We start from the raw sequence: 25,028 nt of genomic DNA on the forward strand, positions 1-25,028 counted from the left end.
ATGAGACCCATGACCTCGAGCACGCGGAATGCCTCACGCACGCTCGATCGGCCGACGCCGAGAGCGGTGGCGAGATCGCGCTCCGAGGGGAGACGGTCACCCGGCCCGAGGCGACCGTCGTGGAGGTCGCGCTCGATGTGCTCGAGCACGAGCTGCCATGCGCGCGTCGGCTGGTCGGCCATGCGTCCTCCTGTGGTCTGACCACAGGGTACCGCGTGTGGTCAGACCACGCAAACGAGCGCACCCCGCAGACGGGATGCGCTCGGACGACGTCGAAGGGGTCAGCCCAGGCGGCCGCCGGACTCCTCGAGGTAACAGGTGCCGCACAGCGACTCGTAGGTGGTCAGCTCCGGCGACGCGGTGCCGACCGCACCCTCGTCGATCGCGACCTGATCGCCGTCGAACACGAACCGTCCGCCGACGACTCGGCCGTTGAACACGGCCTTCCGCCCGCAACGGCAGATCGTCTTGAGCTCCTCCAGCGAGTGCGCGATCGCCAGCAGACGCGCGGACCCGGGGAACGCATGCGTGAGGAAGTCGTTGCGGATGCCGTACGCCATGACCGGGATACCGTCTTCCACGGCGATACGGAAGAGGTCGTCGACCTGGCTCGGCGTGAGGAACTGCGCCTCGTCGATGAGCAGACAGGCCACATCGCTCGGCCTCCCGGGGAGCAGCGCGTCGTCCGACGCATGCTGCAACCGCTGCCGGTGCTCCGCGAACAGCACGCGCGCGTCGTCGCCGGGAGCGATCAGGAAGTCGACAGGGCGGGTGACGCCGAGCCTGCTCTCGATCTCCGACGCGCCCTTGGTGTCGATCGCCGGCTTCGCCAGCAGCACGTGCTGCCCGCGCTCCTCATAGTTGTACGCCGCCTGGAGCAGGGCGGTCGATTTGCCCGAGTTCATCGCGCCGTAGCGGAAGTAAAGCTTCGCCACGGTGCGACCTCAGACGTTGATGCCGAGGGCCGCGGCGGTCGCTTCGGTCGACTCCTCCGCCAGCGCCGCATCATCGTTCAGCTTCTTGCCGAAGGTGGGGATGAGCGCACGAAGCTCGGGCTCCCACCCGGGATACTCCGCCGGGAAGCACTTCTTGAGCAGATCGAGCATGATCGGCACGGCCGTCGATGCACCGGGCGAGGCTCCGAGAAGACCGGCGATCGACCCGTCGGAGGCCGCGACGACCTCGGTGCCGAACTGGAGGATGCCACCCTTCTTCGGGTCCTTCTTCATGACCTGGGCACGTTGTCCCGCGTCGATGAGCGTCCAGTCCTCATCCTTCGCCGTGGGCATGAACGTGCGCAGGCTGTCGACCTTCTTGGCGTGATTCTTCAGCAGCTCGCCGACCAGGTAGGTGATGAGGTCGGGGTTCTTGACGGCGACCTGCAGCATCGGCAGCAGGTTGTGCGCGCGCACCTGCGACACGATGTCGAGCATCGAGCCGTTCTTCAGGAACTTGGGGCTGAACGTCGCGAACGGCCCGAACATGAGCGAGGACTCACCGTCGACGACACGCGTGTCGAGGTGCGGCACCGACATCGGCGGCGCGCCGACCGACGCCTGGGAGTAGACCTTCGCCTTGTGCTGCGCGACGATCTTCGGGTTGCTCGTCTTGAGGAACTGGCCGCCGATAGGGAAGACGCCGTAGCCCTTGATCTCGGGGATGCCGGAGTTCTGCAGCAGCTTGAGGGCCCAGCCACCGGCGCCGACGAACACGAAGCGCGCCCTGACCTCGTTCGGGGTGTGCCCGATGCTGTTGCGGTACTTGACCAGCCAGGTGCCGTCCTTCTGCTTCTTCAGGCTGCGCACCTCGTGGTTCGTGCGCAGCGTGACGCCGGAGTCGGTGAGGTGGTCGAAGAGCTGGTGGGTGAGCGCGCCGAAGTCGACGTCGGTTCCGGCCGGCACCCGGGTCGCGGCGAACGGCTCACCCTTGCGCCGATGCTGCATCAGCAGAGGCGCCCAGGTGTTGATGACGCGGGAGTCCTCGCTGTACTCGATGCCCGCGAACAACGGCTGCTCCTTGAGCACCTCGTAGCGTGCCTTGAGGTAGGCCACGTCTTTCTCGCCGCGCACGAACGTCATGTGCGGGGTGGCGTTGATGAACGTGGACGGCGCGTCGAGCACACCCTTCTCCACCAGCGACGACCAGAACTGACGGCTCTGCTGGAACTGCTCGTTGATCGACACCGCCTTGGCGGGATCGAGCGGGGCATCGCCCTGCTGCGGCATGTAGTTCAGTTCGCACAGGGCGGCGTGACCCGTGCCGGCGTTGTTCCACGGGTTCGAGCTCTCCTGGGCCACATCCGAGAGTCGCTCGAACGCGACGATCTTCCACTCCGGCTGCAGCTCGTGCAGCAGAGTACCCAGGGTGGCGCTCATGATGCCACCGCCGATCAGGACGACATCGACGTTTTCAGTCACCGAACCAGTCTAGTTCGCGGGCGCGCCGCCGCAGACCATGCGACGGCATCGGAACGCGGGACTCAGCTCACCGGCGCGAGACGCTCCGCGAGCACCTCGGCGATCTGCACGGCATTCAGCGCTGCACCCTTGCGGAGGTTGTCGTTGCTGACGAAGAGCACGAGCCCCTTGCCCTCGGGCGCGGACTGATCGGCGCGGATGCGGCCGACGAAGCTCGGGTCCTTGCCTGCGGCCTGCAGCGGCGTCGGCACCTCGTCGAGCATGACGCCGGGCGCCGCGCTCAAGACCTCGCGAGCGCGCTCTGGCGTGATGTCGCGCGCGAACTCGACGTGGATCGAGAGCGAATGGCCGGTGAAGACCGGGACGCGCACGCATGTACCCGCGACACGAAGATCAGGGAGTTCGAGGATCTTGCGGCTCTCGTTGCGGAGCTTCTTCTCCTCGTCGGTCTCGTTGTCGCCGTCGTCGACGAGGTTGCCGGCGAGCGGGATCACGTCGAACGCGATCGGGGCCACGTACTTCTCGGGCTCCGGGAAATCGATCGCGGAGCCGTCGTGCACCAGGCGCAGGGTGTCGCCCTGCGCGAGGACGCCCTCGACCTGACCGAGCAGCTCCTGGGCGCCGGCGAGACCGGAGCCGGACACGGCCTGGTAGGTGGACACGATCAGACGTTCGAGGCCGGCCTCCGCATCGAGCACCTTGAGCACCGGCATCGCGGCCATCGTGGTGCAGTTCGGGTTGGCGATGATGCCCTTGGGTCGATCGTCGATCGCGTGCGGGTTGACCTCGCTGACCACGAGCGGCACCTCGGGGTCCATCCGCCACGCGCTGGAGTTGTCGACGACCACGGCGCCGGCGGCGGCGAAGCGCGGTGCGTAGGCCCGGCTCGCGGTGGCACCGGCGGAGAACAGGGCGATGTCGATGCCCGTGGCATCGGCCGTCTCGACGTCTTCGACGATCACGGTCGCGCCGCCGAACTCGATCGCGGTGCCTGCGGAGCGCGCCGAGGAGAACAGGCGCAGATCGCGGATCGGGAACGACCGCTCGGCGAGAATCTCGCGCATCACGGTGCCCACCTGGCCGGTGGCGCCGACGATGGCGACGGAGAGTCCTGATTCGGAGATGCGGGTCATGATGTTCCTTGGCGTCGTGCGGTACTGCGTACGAGGCTTCGGGCGCGGCGTCGGGATGCGGAAGCTGCGCCTGGCGCCGGTGTCAGGGTTTCGGTGAGTCTATCGCGGTCGGATGCCGGGGAGACGATTCCCGGACTCGAAGTCGATTCGCCGAGCGGAAGACGATCCGCCGAGGGTTTCACAGAATCCCTCGGCGAAACGTCTCTTCCTCGGCGAAGCGTCGGGATCCGACGGGTCGGATCAGCGACCGGTACCGGCGTGGACGGTCGCTTCCGCCTCGCCGTCGAGGCCGTAGGCGGTGTGCACGGTGCGCGCAGCTTCGGTCAGGTCGGTGTCGCGGAGCACCACCGAGATGCGGATCTCCGACGTGGAGATCATCTCGATGTTGATGCCGCCGGCCGACAGCGCCTCGAACAGGGTCGCCGAGACGCCGGAGTGCGTGCGCATCCCCGCACCGACCACCGAGAGCTTGCCGATCTGGTCGTCGTGGATGAGGTTCTGGAAGCCGACCTCGGACTGGTCGCCCGCGAGGGCCTTGAGCGCTGCCGCGGCATCCGCCTTCGGCACGGTGAAGGAGATGTCGGTGCGTCCGGTGGCCGACACGTTCTGCACGATCATGTCGACGTTGGCGCCGGACTTGGCGACGATCTTGAAGATCTCGGCGGCCTTGCCCGGAACGTCCGGCACGCCGGCGACCGTGATCTTGGCCTGGCTGAAATCGGTGGCGACGCCGGCGACGATCGGTTCTTCCATGACTGCTCCCTCGGCTTCGCGAGGGTTCTTCATGCCCTCGCCCAGAACGTACGTGCCCTCGGCCGACGAGAACGTCGACCGAGCGTGAATCAGGACGCCGTGACGGCGTGCGTACTCGACGGCGCGGATGTACAGCACCTTGGCGCCGTTGGCCGCGAGCTCGAGCATCTCCTCGCTCGAGACGTGATCGAGCTTCTGCGCCTTCGGGATGACGCGCGGGTCAGCGGTGAAGATGCCGTCTACATCGCTGTAGATCTCGCACACGTCGGCGTCGAGCGCAGCCGCGAGGGCGACGGCGGTCGTGTCGGAGCCGCCGCGACCGAGCGTGGTGATGTCGCGGGTGTCGCGGTTGAAACCCTGGAATCCGGCGACGATCACGATCGCGCCCTCATCGAGCGCTTCGCGCAGACGGATGGGAGTGACATCGACGATGCGGGCCGCGCCGTGCTGCGAGTCGGTGATCATGCCCGCCTGGCTGCCGGTGAACGACCGCGCCTCGAATCCCATCGAGTGGATCGCCATGGCCAGCAACGCCATCGAGATGCGCTCCCCGCTGGAGAGGAGCATGTCGAGCTCGCGCGGCGCGGGGATGGGCGCGACCTCATTGGCGAGTTCGAGCAGCTCGTCGGTCGTGTCGCCCATGGCGCTGACCGCGACGACGACGTCGTGTCCGGCGCGGCGCGTGTCGACGATGCGCTTGGCGACGCGCTTGATGCTCTCTGCGTCGGCGACCGACGAGCCGCCGTACTTCTGCACGATGAGGGCCACGTTCACTCCCTGGGATGTCGGGCGGATCCGCCCACGCTCATTCTACGGAGCAGGCGTATGCCCCGTTGTGCATGTGACGCATGCGGCCGGTGCCGAGCGGGAGCGCGCGGCGATCAGGGGTGGGAGGGAGAGCCTGGGGGGCGACAGGGCGGAGACGCCCGCCGGTGGCCGCGAACCAGCATCCGATGATGATCAGCGGGAACCCGATGAGCAGCCCCGGAGTCAGGGGTTCGGCGAGCACGATCGCGCCGAGAACGATCGCGACCACCGGGTTGACGTAGGTGAACAGCGGGGCGCGGACCGGCCCCACCTCGCGGATGAGAGCGAAGAACGCCAGGAACGCCACCGCCGTGCAGATCACCGCGAGAGCGAGGAGCGCGACGATGGACGGGAGCGTGGGGAGCTGGTGTTGGGTCAGCGCACCGAACGGCAGGTAGAACACCCCGATCATCAGCAGCGACAGGGTGATGGTGCCCAGCGAGGGAACGTCGTTCAGCTTGCGCGCCACGATGAAAGGGGCGATCGCGTAGAGCACGGCGACCAGCAGAACCTCACCAGCGGCGAGCAGACTGACCTCTCCACCGAAGAGCCCAGGACCCGCCACCACGATCGCGACGCCGATGAACCCGACGAGCAGGCCGATCCCTCGAGCGGGACGGAGGACCCCGCGGTCGCCCCCACCGAGAGCGATCAACGCCGCGAACAGCGGAACGGTCGCCACGAGCAGACCCGTCATCCCGGACGGGAGCGTCATCTCGGCATGGCCGAGCAACAGGAACGGTCCGGCCATCTCCACCGCACCGAAGGCCAGAACCCACGGCCAGTGCTTCAGCGCCGCACGCAGCGCCCCGCTCCGGATCGCGAAGGGCAGCAGCAGGAGTGCCGCGATGAGCGTGCGCCCCGCGACGATCGCCGGTGGCGAGAACGACTCCACAGCGACGCTGATGAACAGATACGGCACGCCCCAGAGCAGGGCCATGGCCCCGAACAGCAGCCAGCCGCGACGCGAGAAGCCCGCGTTCGGGGTCACAGGATGCGCCGGCCCTCGAACGCCCGCCCGAGTGTGACCTCGTCGGCGTACTCGAGGTCGCCGCCGACAGGCAGCCCGGACGCGAGCCGTGACACCGTGATCTGCATCGTGGTCAGCAGACGGCTCAGGTAGCTCGCGGTCGCCTCACCCTCGAGGTTGGGGTTCGTGGCGAGGATCACCTCTTGCACGGTGCCGTCGGCCAGCCGCGTCATGAGCTGGGCGATGCGAAGGTCGTCGGGCCCGATACCCGCGATCGGGCTGATGGCGCCGCCGAGCACGTGATAGAGCCCGCGGAACTCGCGCGTCCGTTCGATGGCCGCGACGTCTTTCGCGTCTTCGACGACACAGATCAGCGCCTGGCTGCGTCGAGGGTCTCGGCAGATCGCGCAGCGCTCCTGTTCGGCGACGTTTCCGCAGATCTCGCAGAACCGCACCCTGGTGCGGATCTCGCTGAGCAGCTCCGCGAGACGCGCGACGTCGAACGTCGGCGTCTGGAGGATGTGGAACGCGATCCGCTGCGCGGACTTGGGACCGATGCCGGGGAGCCGACCGAACTCGTCGATCAGCTCTTGAACGATGCCGTCGTACATCAGGAGAACCTCGTGGGGGGCTCGTAGGGCTCTTCGCGAAGGAACGTCGCGCCGAGCACCTGGCGGATCACGGCCTCCCCGTAGCGCTGGACTCCCCCGACCGAGGGAGCACGATCGACGACGACCGGTGCGGAGGCCGACGCGCGCTGCGCCTGCGGAGCCGCACGCTCGGGAGCCGGCCGAGATGTCAGCGGCGGCTCATACGAGGGGTCGTACGGCGGCTCGTCGTCGAACACCGGCGCCTCGTCGTCTCCGGGGAGCGGGGGCTCGTCGCTGTCGACCGCGCCGTCGGAGGGCGGGACCGGAGCCGACGCCGCCGCCTCGACCTCTTCCGGCTCCTCGTCGACCGGAAGCGGCGACGAGGGAACGGGCGGGCTGCTCGATGCTTCGGCGGGAGCCGTGGGAATGGGTGCCACCGCCCATTCCGTCACCGGGGATGCCGACGCGCCGCGGACTCGCGGGAGGGAGGACCCCGCTGACGCAGGCTCCGATGCAGGAGCGGAATCGGCGGGCGCTGAGGGTCCGGAGGCGGCGGACTGCCGCGGTGCACCTCCGGTCGGCATCGGCGCGGGGAGGTACTTGACCCGCACACCGAGCTCATGTTCGATCGCGGAGCGGAGGTGGTCGGACGGCCCTGATCCCGGTGTCGTGCCCTTGAACTTCGCGACGTCGTGCTGGCTCGTGAACCCGAGGGTCAGCACCTCGGTCTCGGTGACGTAGGCCAGCGGCTGCACAGCGGTCGCCAGCAGCCACGACGTGCGGCTGATGCCCTCGAGGCGCGTGAGCACCGCAGGCCACGACGCGGTGATGCGCTCGAACGTCACCGGCCCCTGGGGGACGCTCGGCTCCGCGACGGGGTCGGGGGTCGGCGTCTCGGAGCGCTCAGCGGGCTGCCCCTGATCCGCAGCAGGGGAGGCCGCAGGAGCGGCAGAAGGTGCCGGAGCGGCGACAGGTGCCGGGCCAGGAGCAGGTGTCGGCGCAGCAGCAGGTGCCGCGTCCGTCGCAGCAGGTGCCGGGACCGCAGCGGGCGCCGGAGCCGGAGCAGCGCCGGCAGCGGATGCCGGAGCAGCCGCTGTCGCAGCAGCGGCGGCAGCACGCGCCGGGGCGGCACCACCGTCGAGCACCGGGGTCGCAACAGCCGGGGTCGCAGCAGCCGGGGCCGCAGCGTCCGATGCCCCGGCGAGCACTCGAGCCACCATGAGCTCGAGGTGCAGGCGCGGGGATGTGGCACCCGACATGTCGTCGAGGGCGGCGCTGACGACATCGGCCGTGCGCGAGAGCCGCGCGGAGCCGAAGGCCTGAGCCTGGCCGCGCATACGCTCGAGGTCGTCTTCGGCGATGCCGCGCAGGACGGCCGAGGCCCCCGCGCCGACGGCGGCGATGACGATGAGGTCGCGCAGGCGCTCGAGCAGGTCGTCGACGAAGCGGCGAGGGTCCTGACCGGTCTGCACGACGCGGTCGATGGCCGGGAAAGCGGAGGCCGCATCTCCCGCGGCGAGCGCGTCGACGATCTCGTCGAGCAGGGCGGCGTGCGTGTACCCGAGGAGGGAGACGGCGCGGGCGTAGCCGACCGTGACGGTCTCGGAACCGGCCGGCGCATCGGAACCGGCGATCAGCTGGTCGAGCAGCGAGAGCGTGTCTCGGGGGATCCTCCCCGGCGCGGACCACGAGCGGCAGCACACCCTGCTCGACGATCACGCCCTCTTCGGCGCACAGCTTGGCGACGTACTCGAGCATCGCGGCAGGCGGCACGAGTCGGAACGGGTAGTGGTGAGTGCGGGAGCGGATCGTGCCGAGAACCTTCTCGGGCTCGGTCGTCGCGAAGATGAACTTGACGTGCTCCGGCGGCTCTTCGACGAGCTTGAGCAGCGCGTTGAACCCCTGCGGGGTGACCATGTGCGCCTCGTCGAGGATGAAGATCTTGAAGCGGTCGCGGCTGGGTGCGAAGGTCGCCCGCTCGCGCAGGTCACGCGCGTCGTCGACGCCGTTGTGGCTGGCCGCATCGATCTCGACAACGTCGAGGGAGCCGCCGCCCGCACGGGAGAGCTCGACACAGCTCGGGCAGGTGCCGCACGGGACGTCGGTCGGGCCCTCGGCGCAGTTCAGGCAGCGCGCGAGGATGCGCGCCGACGTCGTCTTGCCGCAGCCACGGGGGCCGGAGAACAGATAGGCGTGGCCGACCCGGTCGCCGCGCAGCGCCGTCATGAGCGGATCGGTCACCTGCGACTGCCCGATCATCTCGCCGAACGTCTCGGGTCGGTAGCGGCGGTAGAGGGCTGTGGTCACTACAACAGCCTAAGGCGTGCCACCGACCTTCGGCGGGCCGAGCGGTCAGTCGATCGGCTCGATCACCGGGATCGCCGTCGTGATCACGGGGACGGATGCGGACATGCGCGTCCCGTCCTCGCGGCGGGCGTCGGCGAACTGCCGCAGCGTCGGGCGTCCGGGGATGCGCGGGCCCTGGTCGGCGAGCGGCACGACCACCTCATCCTCCTCCGTCGCGAAGTAGGCGGTGTCGCGCACGCTGAACGGCACAGGGGGCCGCTGCGCACCTGCACGCGCAGCTCGTCCTTGGTGACGGTCACCTGGAGCGTCGATCCCTGCCACTGCAGCGGGAACGACAACGACGGCCAGTCCGCAGGAAGCCGAGGGTCGAAGCTCAGGTCGCCCGCGTAGTCGCGCATGCCGCCGAAGCCGCACACCAGCGCGGTCCACACCCCGCCCGCAGAAGCCACGTGCACGCCGTCCGCCGCGTTGTGGTGCAGGTCGTGCAGGTCGACGAACAGCGACTGCTCGAAGTACTTCTGCGCGAGGTCCTGGTAGCCGACCTCGGCGGCGAGGATCGACTGGACGACCGCCGACAGGGTCGAGTCGCCCGTGGTCAGCGGATCGTAGTAGTCGAAGTCCGCCTTCTTCTCCTCGGGCGTGAAGTGGTTGCCCTGCAGGAACAGCGCGAGCACGACATCCGCCTGCTTGAGCACCTGGAAGCGGTAGATGACCAGCGGGTGGAAGTGCAGCAGCAGAGGCCGCTGCTCGGCAGGCGTGTTGGCGAGGTCCCACACCTCCCGTTCGAGGAACAGCGAGTCCTGCGGATGGATGCCCAGACCCTCGCTGTAGGGGATGTACATGGCCTCGGCCGCGCGCTCCCACGCCTCGGCCTCGCCGACGCCGAGTCCGGTGCGGTCGACCAGCTTCACGTAGTCGTCGGGGTAGCTCTCCCGGATCTCGCGCACGACCTTGGCCGCGTAGCGGAGGTTGTAGCGCGCCATGACGTTCGTGTAGAGGTTGTCGTTCACGACGGTCGTGTACTCGTCGGGCCCTGTGACGCCGTGGATGTGGAACGTCTCGATGCCGTCACCGGCATCCGTCTCCTCCACCAGGCGTGTCGCACGCCAGAAGCCGAGCGTCGCCCACAGCCGCGCCGTCTCGATCGCGATGTCGGCACCCTCGCGGCGGAGGAACTCCTCGTCGCCCGTTGCGCGCACGTACTTGCCCAGTGCGAAGCTAATGTCGGCGTTGATGTGGTACTGCGCGGTGCCTGCGGCATAGTACGCCGAGGCCTCCTCGCCGTTGATCGTGCGCCATGGGAAGAGCGCCCCGGCCTCGTTGAGCTGCGCGGCACGACGACGAGCGGCCGGCAGCATCTTCACCCGCGCGCGCAGCGCGTTGTACGCCCACCGGGGCGAGGTGTAGGTGAGGAAGGGGAGCACGTAGATCTCGGTGTCCCAGAAGTAGTGGCCGCTGTAGCCCGAGCCGGACACGCCCTTGGCCGGCACGCCGGCGCCATCGGCACGGGCGGATGCCTGCGCGAGCTGGAACAGGCACCACCGTGTGGCCTGCTGCAGGTCGTCGCGCCCGCCGATCTGCACATCGCTGCGCTCCCAGAACGCGTCGAGCCACTCCCGCTGCCGCGTGAAGACCGTCTCGACGCCCTCGTCGGCAGCCCGGTCGAGCGAACGACGGCAGCGGTCGACGAGCTCCCGCGGAGGCACGCCGCGCGAGGTGTGATAGCTCACGAGCTTGGTGACCGTGATCGGCACGCCCGCCTTCGCCTGCACGCGGAACACGTTCTTCGCGATGTCGGGCTCGACGAGCGTGCGGGCGTTGTACGCGTTCTCGGTCTCGACGATGTGGTCGGCGACGACGGCGACCGTCATCCCGGAATCCGCGACGCGATACGACAGCGCGGGCGCAATCCGTCCTGCCAGTGCTCGGCCGGTTCCAGCACGCGGTCGGCGATCTTCTCGGCCTTGCGAGGGTCGAACGCCGCCGCCTTCGTGCCGATCGGCGTGCCCGCGTACACCCCGGCGCCGTCCTGCCGGTTCAGCAGCTGACAGCTGATCGTGACCGGTGCGTCGGAGTTCTCCACGACGACCTCGAGCCGGAGGACGGCGAGGTGGCGCTCCTCGAAGCTCACGATGCGCTCGTCGCGCATCCGCACCCGCTTGCCCGACGGCGTCTCCCACACCACATGGCGCTCCAGGACGCCGGTGCGCAGATCGAGGGTGCGCCGGTACTCCCGCACGTCGGCGTCGTCGAGCGAGATCGGTTCGTCGTCGACGTACACGCGCATGACCTTGGCATCGGGGGCGTTGACGATCGTCTGGCCGACCTCCGCGAAGCCGTAGGCCTGCTCGGCGTGCCGAATCGGCCAGGTCTCATGCAACCCGTTGATGAACGTGCCGTGCTCCTGGGCGCCGCGACCCTCGATGTGATTGCCCCGAAGGCCGAGGTAGCCGTTGCCGACGGAGAACAGCGTCTCGCCGACGCCCTCCTCCGAGTAGTGCGTGTCGATCAGGCGCCACGGGTCGACGGGGAAGCGGTCGCGATCGATCATGCGGTCTCCGGGATGTCGGTGCGGGAAGCGGGGAGGAGGACGGCGAGGTCGTCGACGACCACGGTGGCGCCTGCCGAGTGGAGGGCGTCGGCACCGGCGCCGCGGTCGACGCCGACGACATCAGCGAAGCCGGCTGCCGCGGCGGATGCGGCGCCCGAGGTGGCGTCTTCCACGGCGACGGAGCGCGAGGGGTCGACGCCGAGGGCGACGGCTCCGGCGGCGAACATGTCGGCGGCGGGCTTGGATGCGAGACCGTCGCGCTCGGCGACGACCCCGTCCACGACGATCCGGAAGAAGGAGCGGATGCCCGCGGCGCCCAGAACCTCTTCGGCGTTCTTGGAGCTCGACACGACGCCCAGCGGGATGCCGGCGGCGTGCAGGCTCTCGACGAGCGCGAGCGAGCCGGGGTACGGGGCGATGCCCTGACCGCGCAGCGACGCCGCGAACGCAGCGTTCTTGCGGTTGCCGATGCCGCACACCGTCTCGGCCGACGGCTCATCGTCGACCTGACCCCACGGCACTTCGACGTTGCGGCTGCGCAGCAGACTCGCGACGCCGTCGTAGCGCTTCTTGCCGTCGACGTAGTCGTAGTAGTCGGCATCGGTGTACGGCGGGGTGATGCCCCATCGCGCGAACACGTCGTCGAACACGGCCTGCCACGCCCGCATGTGGACCTCGGCCGTCGGGGTGAGGACGCCGTCGAGATCGAAGAGCACGCCGTCGGCGTGGAACAGGTCGGGCAGTGCTTCTGGCACAGAGCCTCCAGGGAGAAGGGCGATCAGCGGGCCGGCACCTCTCCGTGCCACTGTGCCAGCGTAATGCGGTCGCACGCCATGGGGTAACCCCCGCGGGAGGGTCAGAGCATCGCAGCGGTCTGGCGTGCGATCTGCAGCTCCTCATCGGTCGGCACGACGAGGACCGTCACGGCCGACGCGTCGGAGGAGATCCGGCGGATGCCGCGCTCACGGGCTTCGTTCCTCGCCTGGTCGATCTCGATGCCGGCGAACCCGAGCGTCGCCATGGCGGCCGCCCGCACGGGGCCGCATTCTCGCCGACACCGGCCGTGAAGGAGATGACGTCCACTCCCCGAGCTGCGCGATGTACGCGCCCGCATAGGCGCGCAGTCGATGCACATACACATCGAACGCGAGTGTCGCGGCGTCGTCTTCCGCCTCGATGCCCGCGAGGATGTCGCGCATGTCGCTGCGACCGGCGAGGCCCGCCAGACCGCTGCGCGTGTTCAGGAGCGCGTCGAGGTCGTCGATCGAGAGGCCGGCACGGCGCGAGAGGTGCACGAGCGCTGCGGGGTCGATGTCGCCCGACCTGGTCCCCATCACGAGTCCCTCCAGCGGGGTGAGTCCCATCGAGGTCTCCACCGACCGACCGCCGTCGATGGCGGTCACGGACGCGCCGTTGCCGAGGTGGAACACGATCTGCTTGAGCCCGGCGAGGTCGCGGCCGAGGAACCCTGCGGCCGCCTCGCTCACGTACTGGTGGCTGGTGCCGTGGAAGCCGTAGCGTCGCACCCGGTGCTCTGCGGCGAGCGCTGCGTCGATCGCGTACGTGTATGCCGCGGGCGGGAGCGTCTGGTGGAACGCCGTGTCGAACACCGCGACATGCGGCACCCGGTCGAACACGGCGCGCGCCGCGCGGATCCCGGCCAGGTTCGCGGGGTTGTGCAGCGGCGCGAGCACCGCCAGCTCGTCGATCTGCCGCTCCACATCGGCGTCGATCGGCGTCGGCGCGTAGAAGCGGGCCCCGCCGTGGACCACGCGATGCCCGACCGCGACCGGAGGATGTTCGTCGAGCGAGGGTCCGCGCTCGGCGAACTGCTCCCGCATGACCTCGAACGCCGTGGCGTGATCGGGGACCGGACGCTCGCTCCGATAGGTCGCGTCGAGCATGGTCGGCGCGGCCTCCGCCCCGCCCGCCGGCCGCACGGTGTGGGCGACCGGGCTCGCTTCCTGACCGATGCGCTCGATCAGTCCGCTCGCGAGGAGATCCTCCTGCTCGATGTCGATCAGGCTGTACTTCAGCGAGGAGGACCCGCTGTTGATGACGAGGATCGCACTCACGCCGCATCTCCCTGCGCCTGGATCGCCGTGATCGCGACCGTGTTGACGATGTCGTCGACGAGAGCGCCGCGGGACAGGTCGTTGATGGGCTTGTTGAGTCCCTGCAGCACGGGTCCGATCGCGACCGCTCCCGCGGAGCGCTGCACGGCCTTGTAGGTGTTGTTGCCGGTGTTCAGGTCCGGGAAGACGAAGACGGTCGCCCTCCCCGCCACGGCGGAGTCGGGGAGCTTGGCCTTGGCGACCGCGGCATCCGCCGCCGCGTCGTACTGGATCGGGCCTTCGACAGGCAGTTCGGGCGCGCGCTCGCGGACGAGGGCGGTCGCGGCGCGGACCTTGTCGACGTCGGCGCCTGACCCGGATTCCCCTGTCGAGTACGACAGCATCGCCACGCGCGGATCGATGCCGAACTGGCGGGCGGTCGTCGCCGACGAGATCGCGATGTCAGCCAGCTGCTCGCTCGTGGGGTCGGGGATCACCGCGCAGTCGCCGTACACGAGGACCCGGTCGGCGAGCGCCATCAGGAAGACGCTGGAGACCACGTTCACGCCCGGCTTGGTCTTGATGATCTCGAACGACGGCCGGATCGTGTGCGCGGTCGTGTGCACGGCGCCCGACACCATGCCGTCGGCCAACCCGAGGTGCACCATCATCGTGCCGAAGTACGACACGTCGGTCACGGTGTCCGCGGCCTGGGCGAGAGTGATGCCCTTGTGTGCGCGCAGCCGCGCATACTCGGCGGCGAAGCGCTCGACCAGCTCAGGGTCGGTCGGGCTGAGCACCTGCGCCGCGCCGATGTCGAGGCCGAGCTCCGCGGCACGCGCGCGGACGGATGCCTCGTCGCCGAGGATCGTCAGGTCGGCCACCTCGCGCGCGAGCACCGTGGCAGCGGCGCGCAGGATGCGATCGTCCTCTCCCTCCGGCAGCACGATGCGACGACGGTCGGCTCTGGCCCGCTCGATGAGCCCGTACTGGAACATCAGCGGCGTGACGACGTGCGCCTCGGCGAGCCCGAGCTGTTCCGTGAACTCGGCGATGTCGACGTGCGCCTGGAAAAAGGCCCAGCGCCCGGTCGTAGCGACTGCGCGAGTCGGCCGAGATGCGCCCACGGGTGCTCATGACGCGCACGGCCGTGTCGTAGGTGCCGAGGTCGGTCGTGATGATCGGCACCGAGGATGCGAACCCGTCGAGCAGCTTCACGATCGGCTCCGGCAAGGGGAAGGGGCCGTTGAGGATGATGCCGGCGATGCGCGGGAACGTCCCCGACGAATCGGCCAGGAGTGCGGCGAGAAGGACCTCGGTGCGATCCGCCGGAATCACGACGACCGCTTCTTCCGTGAGCCGCGGCAGCACGTTCACCATCGACATCCCCGCGACGACGATCGTCAGCGCCTCTCGCGTCAGCCGGTCATCGTCGCCCTTGAGCAGCGTTCCGTCGACGGCGGCCAGGATGCCGCGGATCGAGGGGCGACCAGCGCGCGGTCCTCCGGGATGGCCCACACCGGGGTGCGCTCGTGCGGGAGGGCGGCCCCGACGGTCTCGATGATGGCGTCGAGGGCGTCGGGGTCTGCGCGGTTCACGGCCACGGCGAACAGCTCCGCACGTTCCTGCGTGAGCTCGGGCAGGGCGAGCGCGGCGATCTGCGCGACGGCAGCGGCGGAGCGAGCCGTCGTGGTGCCGAGCTGCTCGGCCTGGCGCTGCTGGTCGCGGCCGCTGAGCACGAGGAGCACGGGCGAGCCGAGGTTCGCGGCGATCCTCGCGTTGAACCCGAGCTCGGCGGGACTCGCGACATCCGTGTAGTCGCTCCCGATGATGACGACCGAGTCGCACTGCGCTTCGACCGCCTTGTACCTCGCCACGATGGTCGCCAGCGCGGCCTCCGGGTCGGTTCGCACGTCGTCGTAGGTCACGCCGATGCAGTCCTCGTAGTCGAGGTGAACGCCGTCGTGGGCGAGCATGAGCTCGAGGATCTCGTCGCGATCGGTGACGGATCTCGCGATCGGGCGGAACACCCCGACCCGCGGCGATACGCGCATCAGGGCGTCGAGCGCCCCGAGGGCGATCGTGGACTTGCCGGTATGGCCTTCGGCCGAGGTGATGTAGATGCTCTGCGCCACGGCTTCAGCTTAGGCGCGGCAGCCTCGGCCCCAACCCGACGTCACCGGGACTATTGCTCGACCGTCACTCGCACGGCCCCGAGAGCGCGGCGACGACCGCCGTCGCATCCGCCTGGAATCGCGCGTAGTAGTCGCGATCGGTGTTGACCTGCACCCGGTGGATCGCGTGCGAGGGTTCCATCGACTGCCAGGCCGGCACCCGCCCCAGCCGTTCGAAGAACAGGGTCGTCGCCGTCGCGGGATCCATCCGCTGCTCGACGCTCCCCCACCAGTCCTGCTGTTGGAACAGCCCGATGCTGGACGTACGCGATCCGTCGGGGTTCGTGAACCCGCGCGTCTCCCAGTCGCCGTAGTCGATGTTGCGGAGGCTGCTCTCGCCCATCGCCGTCATCACCCCGAGGACCTGCCCCTCCCGGGAGTACCCGAGCGCCGCCGCCGTGCGGACGATGGTCGCCGCGTTGTCGAGCTGTGCGCCGCTCCAGCCCTCGATGCCCGCCTCAGGGAGCGTCTGCGGCTCATCGACGCACACGGGTGCCGGATCGTGCGCGAGCCCCCGCGGGATGAGCACCAGCAGGCCGCCGAGCACGGCGACGGCGCCGATCGACAAGAGCACGCGCTGCAGGGTCTTCCTGCGGCGCGCGCGGATCGCGGCCCGCTGCCGTGCGCTCGGACTCCTCCGTCGTGCGGTGCTCCGGCGGCGCGCTGCCGGCTTCTTCGCTGCGCCCTTCTTCGCCCCGGTGGCGCGCGTCGCCCGTGGAGCAGCGCGTCCCGTCGTCATGGTGCCGGCGCTCCACGATCGACGCGGGGGCGGCGGCCGATCAGCGCGGCGAGCCCCCGCCGACCGCTCCGAACAGGTGCCCCTGCCAGGAGATCCCCTCCGCGACGCCGAACACCCCGGCGATCATCGAGCCGCCGTAGAGGGCGACGACGACCACGGCGATCACGGCGTACAGGATGCGGTGTGCCACGCCCCCGGCGAACACGCGCATCACGACGTAGCCGAAGTACCCGAACACCAGCCCCGACGCGCCGACCGTCAGCGTGCCCGGCGCATTGACGATCCAGGTGCCGAGGCCGCCGACGACCGCGACGATCGCGGTGACGGCCCAGAATCGGCGGGCGCCCTCGACCGCGACCAGGCACCCGAGCACCAGGAACGGCACCGAGTTGGCGATCAGGTGCTGCCAGTTCGCGTGCAGGAGCGGACCGAGCACGATGCCCCCGAGACCGGACACATCCCACGACCGCAGTCCGAAACCGGTGAAAGAGCCCGGCAGGATCGCATCGGCGAACTGCACGCCCCACATCGCGACGAGCAGGAGCACCGGCGAGGCGAATCGGCCGAGAGGATGCGCCGGTCTCGGAGTGGGGGTGGCGGTCACCGGACGATTGTCGCAGGTGCGCCCCGGAGGAAGCTGCGTGTCGCGCGCCCTCGTCCGGGCAAAGAAAATGACTCTCCGCGCACCCAGCAGAGCCCGGTTACCCTTGCTGCGTTTCCGCCCTGGGGGAATTGGCCTGGATGCCGCCACGCGGAGAGCCGTCTCCTATCCTAACCCGATGCGTCCGGTGCTTTCGCACAGCACCCGGTCCGGCCCCGGAACCTCAAAGGAACCTGCCAGAGCGGCGGCCGCCGCACCGGGTTACGATCGAGTAACGCGCATCGCAGCGCCGACGCGAGAGGGAACGCATGCCAGAGAACGCCCCCCTGAACCCGGTGATGATCGACGCCGACACCTTCGCCGCGCAGACGTCTGCGATCCTCGGCTCCATCGGTCAGGTGATCGACGGGAAGCCCGATGCCGTGCGCAGCGCCCTCGTGTGCCTTCTCGCCGAGGGGCACCTGCTGATCGAAGACGTCCCCGGTGTGGGCAAGACGATGCTCGCCAGGGCCCTCGCCGCCAGCGTGGACGCGACGGTGCGCCGCATCCAGTTCACCCCCGACCTGCTCCCCGGTGACGTGACCGGCGTCTCGGTGTACAACCCGGTCGACCGGGAGTTCGAGTTCAAGCGCGGCGCGGTGTTCGCCCACATCGTGATCGCCGACGAGATCAACCGCTCCTCGCCCAAGACGCAGTCCGCGCTGCTCGAGGCGATGGAAGAGGGACAGGTCACGGTCGACGGCGCGACCCATATGCTCCCGACGCCCTTCCTCGTGGTGGCGACCCAGAACCCGCTCGAGATGGAGGGCACGTACGCTCTTCCCGAAGCGCAGCGCGACAGGTTCATGATGCGCATCTCCATGGGGTACCCGGATGCCGCTGCCGAGGCGCTCATGCTCCGGCAGCGCGATGTCGTGAATCCGCTCGCAGCCGTGTCGCCCGTCGCCGATGCGGCGTCCATCTCGCAGCTCATCGCGTGGGCGCGCTCGGTCCACGTCGCCCCCGCGCTCGAGGACTACACGGTCGCTCTCGCACAGGCCACACGCTCCGACCCGAACCTGCACCTCGGCGCGAGCCCGCGGGCGACGTTGCAGCTGATCAGAGCAGCGAAGGTCTGGGCCGCCCTGGACGGGCGCGACTTCGTCATCCCCGACGACATCACCGCCCTGCTCATCCCCGTGCTCGCGCATCGCCTACTGCCGGCGCGCGGGGCCCACCGCGCCGGGGCGCAGCCGGTCGAGGCCGCGCTGACCCAGATCGTCGAACGGGTGCGGGTGCCCGTCGCCACGCGCTCCTGACCGAGGACCCCATGCGACGACGCCGATCCCTCACCCTCCGCGGAACCGGTGCGCTCATCGCCGCCCTCGGCTGCCTGATCGCGGCCAACATCCTCGGCACCCGCATCCTGCTGTACATCGGCGTGCTGCTGGCCGCCCTGACGCTGTTCTCGCTCCTCGCCGTCCGTCTCCCCCGGCGCTCCGGAAAAGTCACCCGCCAGATATCCACCGATCTGCTCACGGTGTCGGAGACCTCACGGGTGACCGTGCGGCTCACTGCGGGCCCTGCGGGTGCCGCGGGGACTGTGGCACGACGTGCTGCCCCCGGCCGTCTCGGGAGACTCCGGCGGAGAGTACCCCTCCGAGACCGGGCAGCTCAGCTATCCGATCACCGGCGTCCGCCGTGGGGTCTGGCCCCTGGGTCCGCTGCTGCTGCGCACCGTCGATCCGTTCGGGCTCGCGCAGCGCGAGCAGGCGTTCGGCGACACGCGGAGCATCACGGTCGTACCGGAGGTCTTCGCCCTGGCGCCCCTGGCCGTGCGGGTCGGTGCGGCGGGCGGGACGGCGCACACCTCGTCGACACGGCTCGGGCAGGGCAGCGACAACCTGTCGCCGCGCGGCTACATCCCCGGCGACTCGATGCGTCGCATCCACTGGCGGGCCACCGCACACCGCGGCCAGCTCATGGTGCGCCAGGAGGAAGAGGAGTCCAGCCCCGACGCCGTCGTCGTGCTCGACCGCAGCAGCCGCCACTGGGACGCGCCGGGCGCCGACGCCGACCCCGCGTTCGAAGCAGCCGTATCGCTGTGCGCCTCCGCGGCCGTGCATCTCGCAGCGGAGGGCTACAGCGTCGATGTGATCGACAGCGCCGGGATGCTGCTGGGGGCGCTGCGCGGGCATGAGGACGACCGCGACGGTCTGCTCGTGGCCCTCGCGATGGTCGCTCCCCGCGGCGAGAGCCGCGACCTGGCGACGCTGATCGGAGGTTCCCCGCCCGGGCCGCTCGTCTTCATCACGGGCCGACTCGACGAAGAGGATGCCGCTCTGCTGCGTCCGGCCGGCGCCGCTGCCCCGATGCTGTTCAGCACCGAGCTGCTCCCCGGAGCGGCCGAGGCGTCGTCTCCGCACGGCTGGACGGTGGTGCCGCTCGGGCCCGACGTCGCCGAGGCCTGGGAAGAGGCCGTCTCGGCACGGATCGGGGTGGGCGATGTTCCGCGCTGAGCAGTCCGCACCGGCAGCGGCAGCGCCCGCCGTGGGGTCGCCGCGATGGCACCGCGACCGCGAGGAACGGTACGGTGTCGTCGCCCCGGCCGCGCTGGCCGCCGTGGCCACCATGGTGGCGATGTGGCCCTACACCTCGGTGATCTCTCCTGGCGCATGGTCGTTCGACGTCCTGCTCGTCGTGATCGCCGTCGCCGGTACCGGAATGCTGCTGCGCCGCCTGCTGCGCCGACGCGCCCCCTGGCTCCGCGACGTCGGCACGTTCGCCGGACAGATCGTGGTCGCGGTCGCCGTCGTGACGCTGCTCATCGCCGGTGACACCGCCTTCCTGGGGATCATCCCGACCTCGACGACGATCGCCCTGTTCGGAGCGCTCGGCGCGGCGGCGGTCGAAGCGGTCGTCTTCGGCTCCGCCCCCTGGACGCCTCGCCCGCACTCGCGGCCGCCATGAGCGTCGGCTTCGCCGTCGTCGCGATCCTGATGGATCACCTGGTGGCGCATCGCTCTGCGGTGCTGGCCGCCCTGCTCACCGGCAGCATCGGCGCCGTGCCGATGATCGTCACGCTGGGCGAGACCAACGTCGTCTGGTTCGTGCTCTTCGGCGTCACCGTCCTCCTCCTCTTCCACTTCACGGCACGCCGCCATCCGGAATCCCCCGACGCTCATCCACCCCGGTCGCCGTCGCGGTCGGCGCCGCCGCGCTGGTCACGACCGTCGCGATCGCCCCAGCCCTGCCCCTCGCGACCAGCGTGGCCGGCACGGGGGTCGGTGTGACGGTCGACGCGTCGCTGCGTCTGGGCGACGACCTGCGCCAGCCCAATCCGGTGGAGGTGCTGACCGTCGCGGCGGAGACCGACACCGCTCCGTACCTGCGGCTCACGACGCTCTCGCGTTTCGACGGACGCGTGTGGCAGCCCGATCAGGGGGATCTGCAGTCGCAGGACGACGGGTTCGGCGCACCGGAATGGACCGAGGACGTCGCGACGGAGGAGGAGAACACCTCCATCCGGGTGCTGCGCATGTCGAGCTCCTGGCTCCCGGTGCCGTATCCCGCCACGGATGTGCAGGGGCTCAGCGGCTCCTGGCGGGTCTCGCCCGACAACCGCACCCTCTTCTCCCGCAGTGCGGATGCCGTCGGCAACGACTACACGGTCACCTCATCGCGGCTCGCCCCCACCCTGGAGCAGATCCGTGCCGTCGATGCCGCAGCTCCGGTGAGCGACCCCGACACGGAATCGGTCGAGCTGCCCGGAATCGTCGATGAACTCGCCGCCGAGGTGACCGCGGCCGCGAGCACCGACTACGACCGGCTCATCGCCCTGCAGAACTGGTTCCGCTCGGACTTCACCTACTCCCTCGAGACCCCGGTGGAGGAAGGCTTCGACGGCACGGGGGCCGAGGCGGTCGGCGCGTTCCTCGAGGAACGTTCGGGGTACTGCGTGCACTTCGCGGGAGCGTTCGCCCTCATGGCGGAGAGCCTCGGCATGCAGGTGCGCATCGTCGTCGGCTACCTTCCCGGCTCGCTCACCGACGAGAAGCGCGGCACCGAATCCGTCTTCTCGGTGACCAGCGACCAGCTGCACTCCTGGCCCGAGGTCCGCTTCCCCGGCATCGGCTGGATCCCGTTCGAACCCACCGCCTCGCTGGGCGTTCCGACCGCCTTCAGCCCTGGCACCACCGAGGGCAGCGACCCCGGGAGCCCCGCCACGCCCGCACCGACCACGGCGCCGCAGACGGAAGAGACCTCGGGTCCGGAGATCGATCGGAACGATGCGGGCGGCGACTCCGCCAGCGGCGACGAACTGCGCACACTCGATCCGGCACCGGTGCTGTTCACGACGCTCGGCGCGGTGGCGCGCTGCTCCTCCCGGCGGCCATCCGCGTCGTCGAACGTCGGGGGCGGATGCGCAGGGCGCGCCGCGGCGACCCGGCAGCTGCCTGGGCCGAGATCCGCGACACGCTGATCGACCTGCAGCTGCCCGTGTCCGATGCGGAGACCCCGCGGGTGCGGGCCGCCGGGCTCGTCGACGACAGTCACGTGGATCCCGGGGCGATGCGTCGCCTGACCGATGCTGTCGAGCGGGCGAACTACGCCAGATCCGGTGACACCCCGACCGACCTCTCCCCGGCGTTGCGCGAGGTGATCGTGCAGCTGCGCCACAGTGTGGATCGTCCGACGCGTGTGCGGGCGACCTTGCTTCCCCGATCGCTGTACGCACCCCGCGCCGCCGAACCCGGCGTCGCGGTGTGACCTCTGCCCGTCAGCGAGCGTTCACGGTCGCGGCGCTCAGGCCGCGTGTGCGGTGCACGCGACGGCGTCGCAGGCTTCGCACACCACGAACTGCGAACGGCACGACGGGTCGGGGCAGTTCGCGGTGCGCTTCGTCGCCGCTCCGCACCCTGCGCACTCCCCGATGACCCGTGCATGGTCGGAGAAATCGACGGAACCGCGGCCGTCGAACACGTACAGCGACCCGTCCCACAGACCGTCGTCGCCGTACTTCTCGCCGTACCGGACGATGCCGCCCTCGAGCTGGTACACCTCGCCGAAGCCGCGCGACGTCATCAGGCTCGACAGCACCTCGCAGCGGATTCCGCCGGTGCAATAGGTGACGACGGGCTTGCCCTTGAGGTCGTCATAGGCGCCGGAGTCGAGAAGCCGCACGAAGTCTCTGGTGGTGTCGGTGTCGGGAACCACCGCGCCACGGAACCGACCGATCTGCGCCTCGAGGGCGTTGCGTCCGTCGAAGAAGACGACCTCGTCGCCGCGCTCCTCGATCAGGCCGTGCAGCTCCTCCGGGGTCAGTCGCGCGCCGCCGCCCACCACTCCGTGCTCGTCGACGCGCAGTTCACCCGGGGCGCCGAAGGAGACGATCTCTTCACGCACCTTGACGCTGAGCTTGGGGAAGTCGACGCTGCGCCCCTCGGCGTCCACGCCCGTCCCTTCACTCCATTTGATGTCGGCGTCAGCGAAGGGGGCATACGAGCGAAACGACCGGCGCCACTTCTTCACCGCGTCGAGGTCACCGCCGAGCGTGCCGTTGATCCCGTCCTTCGAGATGAGCACGCGCCCACGCAGTCCGAGCGCCTCGCCGAGGTCGCGTTGCCAGACACGGACCGCCTCGGGGTCGGGGAGAGGGGTGAACGCGTAGAAGAGGACGATCTTGGGGGTTGCCACCTAGGGATCCTACGTCGTGTCTCCGTGACGGTCGGCATGCGCCCGCCGAGATGCGCATCGGAGCCGCTCGGGGCGATTAGGTGACATCGCGTCTCAGGAAGAGGACTCCCCCGCCGAGCAGAGCCGAGGCCACCCACCCGCCGGCCACCAGCGCAGCCAGGGAGCCGTCGAGGCGGACCTCCGGCGCGATGCCCACGGCGGTGACATCGAACGGGAAGGCCTGGAGCATCGAGAGGAGGGGCAGATAGACGGCCCCCGCCCCCACAGCATCGCCAGGAGCACCGCCACCGCCATCGACATCGCGGCGACGAAGAGTGCCACGAGGTGGGACTGCACGACGAGTCCGATGCCCATCCCCCACAGGCCCGCGACCGCGCCGACCACGAGGGTGGATCCGACGGATGACCAGTTCACCGGGACCCCGCCCATCGCGACCGCCAACGCCACATGCCCGCCGACCACGCCCGCGAGAGCGACGAGTGCGCCCCCGACCGCAACAGCCGGCAGCCTGGCGAGGAGGAGCACCCAGCGCGGCTGCACTGTGAGTCGCTGCGCGATCACGCCGTCGCGCCGGTCGATCGTGTAGCGGAAAGAGCCGTAGACCGCCGCGAGCACGGCGCCGTAGGTCGCGAGCACGACGCCGAACGGGGCGGCGAGCGCCTCGCGGAGGTCGGCCGGCGCACCAGCGAGTTCGGGAGGGATACCGGCCGCCACCGACAGCGACACCACGAACGCCGCCGCGGCTGCCCCGAGGAGCACGACGTCGCCGCCGAAGCCAGCGGCCTGCGCACGAAGCGCCCGACCGATCACGCGACTCTCCTGCGTCCCAGAACCCACGCGCCGAGGACCAGCGCGATCGTCCACACGAGTCCGACGCCGAGAGCAGGCACGAACTCGAGCAGGCGACCCTGGTAGCCGGGGACGCTCAGAGCGACGAGGGCGAGCCCCGGCGAGAACTTCGCCACGTCCGGGGCCGTGCGCATCATCGCGAACTCCACGGCCATCGGAAAGACCAGGACGATGCCGGCGGTCAGATAGTAGTTCCGGGTGATCCAGCCGATGGCTCCTCCGATGAGAGCGCCGAGCACCGCACCGCACACGGCGCCGACATAGATGCGCCACGCGAGGGGGGTGAGCACGAGCGTCGACCCCTCGGGGATCAGGAGGAACAGGACGAGGACCGTCCACAGCGCGAAGATGCCGACCGACAGCGCGACGGCCACGAGAGCGCCCGCGATGAGCTTCGCGGAGAAGGCCCGACGGAAGCCGACCCCCGTGAGCGTCCGGTCCATCGAGTCGTAGTAGTACTCGCGGGTCACGGCGTACGCACCGACGAACGCTGCGGAGATGACGGACCAGGCGAGGGGCTCCAGCAGTCGGGTGGTGGCCGCAGCGGAGTCGAGGCCGGCGAGGTCGAACCGCGACCCGTCGGAGAAGAGCACGAAGAGGGGCATGAGGAGAGCGATGAAGTAGACCGCGATGACGGAGGTCCCGCTCACGGCGCGCAGAACCTCGCTGCGGACCGCGCCCCTCATGCGGACGCTCCTTCGACGAGCTCGAAGTACTTGCTCTCGAGCGTGTCGGTGTCTCGCGTGACGAGGTCATCGAGGCGTCCGGAGAAGAGCACACGCCGTCGGATGATGACGACCTCGTCCACCACGTGTTCGAGTTCGGCGAGCTGGTGGCTGGCGATCAGCACGGTGCCACCACGTTCGGCGAAGTCGCGGAGGAAAGCACGCAGCCAGCGGATGCCGTCGGGGTCGAGGCCGTTCGCCGGCTCGTCCAGCACGAGCGTCCGCGGCGAACCGATGAGGGCGGTCGCCAGCCCGAGCCGCTGGGCCATGCCCGTCGAGAAGGTCTTCACCCGACGTCGGGCGTCCGCCGTGAGCCCCACTTCCTCGAGCACCTCGTCGACGCGGCTGCGAGGTGCACCGCACGCGAGCCGGCAGATCTCGAGGTGGCGCCGCGCCGAGATACCGGCTTCGAAACCGAACCCGTCCATGTGCACACCGACGTGCGATGCCGGGTCGGCGAGAGCCGAGAACGCCACGCCGTCGATGAGGGTTTCGCCGCTCGTCGGCGCGAGCAGACCGACGATCGCCCGCAGCGTCGTCGACTTGCCTGCGCCGTTCGGCCCCAGGAGCCCGACGATCGTGCCCCGCGGTACGGCGAACGACAGCTCGTCGACCGCGATCCGGCGCCCGTACCTCTTCGTGAGCCCTCTGACTTCGATTGCGTGATCCTTCATCCTCATCC

The 25,028-nt window shown here is 69.9% G+C and carries 18 protein-coding genes, 1 other RNA gene and 5 pseudogenes; 5 read left to right on the forward strand and 19 right to left on the reverse strand.

Annotation, left to right across the window (positions count from 1 at the left end):
• Nucleotides 1–38 precede the first annotated feature (38 nt).
• The 15 genes and pseudogenes from G4G29_RS22470 to ffs all read right to left on the reverse strand — a co-directional run.
• Nucleotides 39–182, reverse strand: a pseudogene (locus G4G29_RS22470) (GntR family transcriptional regulator); the annotation flags it as partial.
• Nucleotides 183–281: 99 nt separating this feature from the next.
• Nucleotides 282–935 carry a thymidine kinase gene (locus G4G29_RS15130; protein WP_183150693.1) on the reverse strand — a complete coding sequence of 218 codons (654 nt, stop codon included), beginning with the start codon at nt 933–935 and terminating at the stop codon, nt 282–284.
• Between the two features lie 9 nt (nt 936–944).
• The gene (mqo, locus tag G4G29_RS15135) at nt 945–2,375 is read right to left on the reverse strand and encodes a malate dehydrogenase (quinone) (protein ID WP_244632606.1); all 1,431 of its coding nucleotides are present in this window, start codon (nt 2,373–2,375) and stop codon (nt 945–947) included.
• A 104-nt stretch (nt 2,376–2,479) separates the two neighbouring features.
• Nucleotides 2,480–3,550, reverse strand: a complete 1,071-nt coding sequence (locus G4G29_RS15140) for an aspartate-semialdehyde dehydrogenase (RefSeq protein WP_183150695.1) — start codon at nt 3,548–3,550, stop codon at nt 2,480–2,482.
• Between the two features lie 240 nt (nt 3,551–3,790).
• On the reverse strand, nt 3,791–5,071 hold the full coding sequence (locus tag G4G29_RS15145) for an aspartate kinase (protein WP_183150696.1): 1,281 nt from the start codon (nt 5,069–5,071) through the stop codon (nt 3,791–3,793).
• A 37-nt stretch (nt 5,072–5,108) separates the two neighbouring features.
• Nucleotides 5,109–6,101, reverse strand: a complete 993-nt coding sequence (locus G4G29_RS15150; protein WP_244632066.1) for an EamA family transporter — start codon at nt 6,099–6,101, stop codon at nt 5,109–5,111.
• Entirely contained in the window at nt 6,098–6,691 is a 594-nt protein-coding gene (gene recR, locus G4G29_RS15155) for a recombination mediator RecR (protein ID WP_183150697.1), read from the reverse strand. Before recR ends, G4G29_RS15150 begins: the two co-directional genes overlap by 4 nt.
• Nucleotides 6,691–8,977 (reverse strand): annotated as a pseudogene (locus tag G4G29_RS15160) (DNA polymerase III subunit gamma and tau). The gene recR and the pseudogene G4G29_RS15160 overlap by 1 nt, the downstream one beginning before the upstream one ends.
• 45 nt (nt 8,978–9,022) lie before the next feature.
• A pseudogene (locus tag G4G29_RS15165) lies at nt 9,023–11,528 on the reverse strand (glycosyl hydrolase family 65 protein).
• Nucleotides 11,525–12,283, reverse strand: coding sequence for an HAD-IA family hydrolase (locus tag G4G29_RS15170; RefSeq protein WP_183150698.1), 759 nt, complete (start codon nt 12,281–12,283; stop codon nt 11,525–11,527). The pseudogene G4G29_RS15165 and the gene G4G29_RS15170 overlap by 4 nt, the downstream one beginning before the upstream one ends.
• Nucleotides 12,284–12,384: 101 nt before the next feature.
• A pseudogene (locus tag G4G29_RS15175) lies at nt 12,385–13,603 on the reverse strand (acetate kinase).
• A pseudogene (pta, locus tag G4G29_RS15180) lies at nt 13,600–15,717 on the reverse strand (phosphate acetyltransferase). Before pta ends, G4G29_RS15175 begins: the two co-directional pseudogenes overlap by 4 nt.
• A gap of 64 nt (nt 15,718–15,781) precedes the next feature.
• Entirely contained in the window at nt 15,782–16,495 is a 714-nt protein-coding gene (locus G4G29_RS15185) for a hypothetical protein (protein WP_183150699.1), read from the reverse strand.
• A 40-nt stretch (nt 16,496–16,535) separates the two neighbouring features.
• Nucleotides 16,536–17,099: a rhomboid family intramembrane serine protease gene (locus tag G4G29_RS15190; RefSeq protein ID WP_244632067.1), complete on the reverse strand. Its 564-nt coding sequence runs from the start codon at nt 17,097–17,099 to the stop codon at nt 16,536–16,538.
• Nucleotides 17,100–17,162: 63 nt separating this feature from the next.
• Nucleotides 17,163–17,259, reverse strand: an RNA gene (gene ffs, locus G4G29_RS15195) — signal recognition particle sRNA small type.
• Nucleotides 17,260–17,404: 145 nt separating this feature from the next.
• On the opposite strand from ffs, the gene G4G29_RS15200 reads away from it, so the two are divergent.
• The 5 genes from G4G29_RS15200 to G4G29_RS22490 all read left to right on the forward strand — a co-directional run bounded on the left by G4G29_RS15200 (nt 17,405) and on the right by G4G29_RS22490 (nt 21,845).
• The gene (locus G4G29_RS15200) at nt 17,405–18,394 is read left to right on the forward strand and encodes a MoxR family ATPase (protein WP_183150700.1); all 990 of its coding nucleotides are present in this window, start codon (nt 17,405–17,407) and stop codon (nt 18,392–18,394) included.
• Between the two features lie 270 nt (nt 18,395–18,664).
• Nucleotides 18,665–19,594, forward strand: a complete 930-nt coding sequence (locus G4G29_RS15205; RefSeq protein WP_244632068.1) for a DUF58 domain-containing protein — start codon at nt 18,665–18,667, stop codon at nt 19,592–19,594.
• Nucleotides 19,581–20,045, forward strand: coding sequence for a hypothetical protein (locus tag G4G29_RS22480; RefSeq protein ID WP_244632069.1), 465 nt, complete (start codon nt 19,581–19,583; stop codon nt 20,043–20,045). The genes G4G29_RS15205 and G4G29_RS22480 overlap by 14 nt, the downstream gene beginning before the upstream one ends.
• Nucleotides 20,046–20,244: 199 nt before the next feature.
• A complete protein-coding gene (locus G4G29_RS22485) occupies nt 20,245–21,558 on the forward strand; it encodes a DUF3488 and transglutaminase-like domain-containing protein (protein WP_244632608.1) in 1,314 nt (437 codons plus the stop codon).
• Nucleotides 21,498–21,845, forward strand: coding sequence for a DUF4129 domain-containing protein (locus tag G4G29_RS22490; RefSeq protein ID WP_244632070.1), 348 nt, complete (start codon nt 21,498–21,500; stop codon nt 21,843–21,845). The genes G4G29_RS22485 and G4G29_RS22490 overlap by 61 nt, the downstream gene beginning before the upstream one ends.
• Nucleotides 21,846–21,881: 36 nt before the next feature.
• Here the strand turns inward: G4G29_RS22490 and G4G29_RS15215 are convergent, their stop codons facing one another.
• The 4 genes from G4G29_RS15215 to G4G29_RS15230 all read right to left on the reverse strand — a co-directional run bounded on the left by G4G29_RS15215 (nt 21,882) and on the right by G4G29_RS15230 (nt 25,020).
• A complete protein-coding gene (locus G4G29_RS15215; RefSeq protein WP_183150701.1) occupies nt 21,882–22,772 on the reverse strand; it encodes a rhodanese-related sulfurtransferase in 891 nt (296 codons plus the stop codon).
• Nucleotides 22,773–22,865: 93 nt separating this feature from the next.
• Nucleotides 22,866–23,582, reverse strand: a complete 717-nt coding sequence (locus G4G29_RS15220) for a hypothetical protein (protein WP_244632071.1) — start codon at nt 23,580–23,582, stop codon at nt 22,866–22,868.
• Nucleotides 23,579–24,307, reverse strand: a complete 729-nt coding sequence (locus tag G4G29_RS15225) for an ABC transporter permease (RefSeq protein ID WP_183150702.1) — start codon at nt 24,305–24,307, stop codon at nt 23,579–23,581. Before G4G29_RS15225 ends, G4G29_RS15220 begins: the two co-directional genes overlap by 4 nt.
• Nucleotides 24,304–25,020, reverse strand: coding sequence for an ATP-binding cassette domain-containing protein (locus tag G4G29_RS15230; protein ID WP_183150703.1), 717 nt, complete (start codon nt 25,018–25,020; stop codon nt 24,304–24,306). Before G4G29_RS15230 ends, G4G29_RS15225 begins: the two co-directional genes overlap by 4 nt.
• Nucleotides 25,021–25,028: the final 8 nt, after the last annotated feature.

Source organism: Microbacterium sp. Se63.02b (assembly GCF_014171575.1).
Lineage (GTDB): Bacteria > Actinomycetota > Actinomycetes > Actinomycetales > Microbacteriaceae > Microbacterium.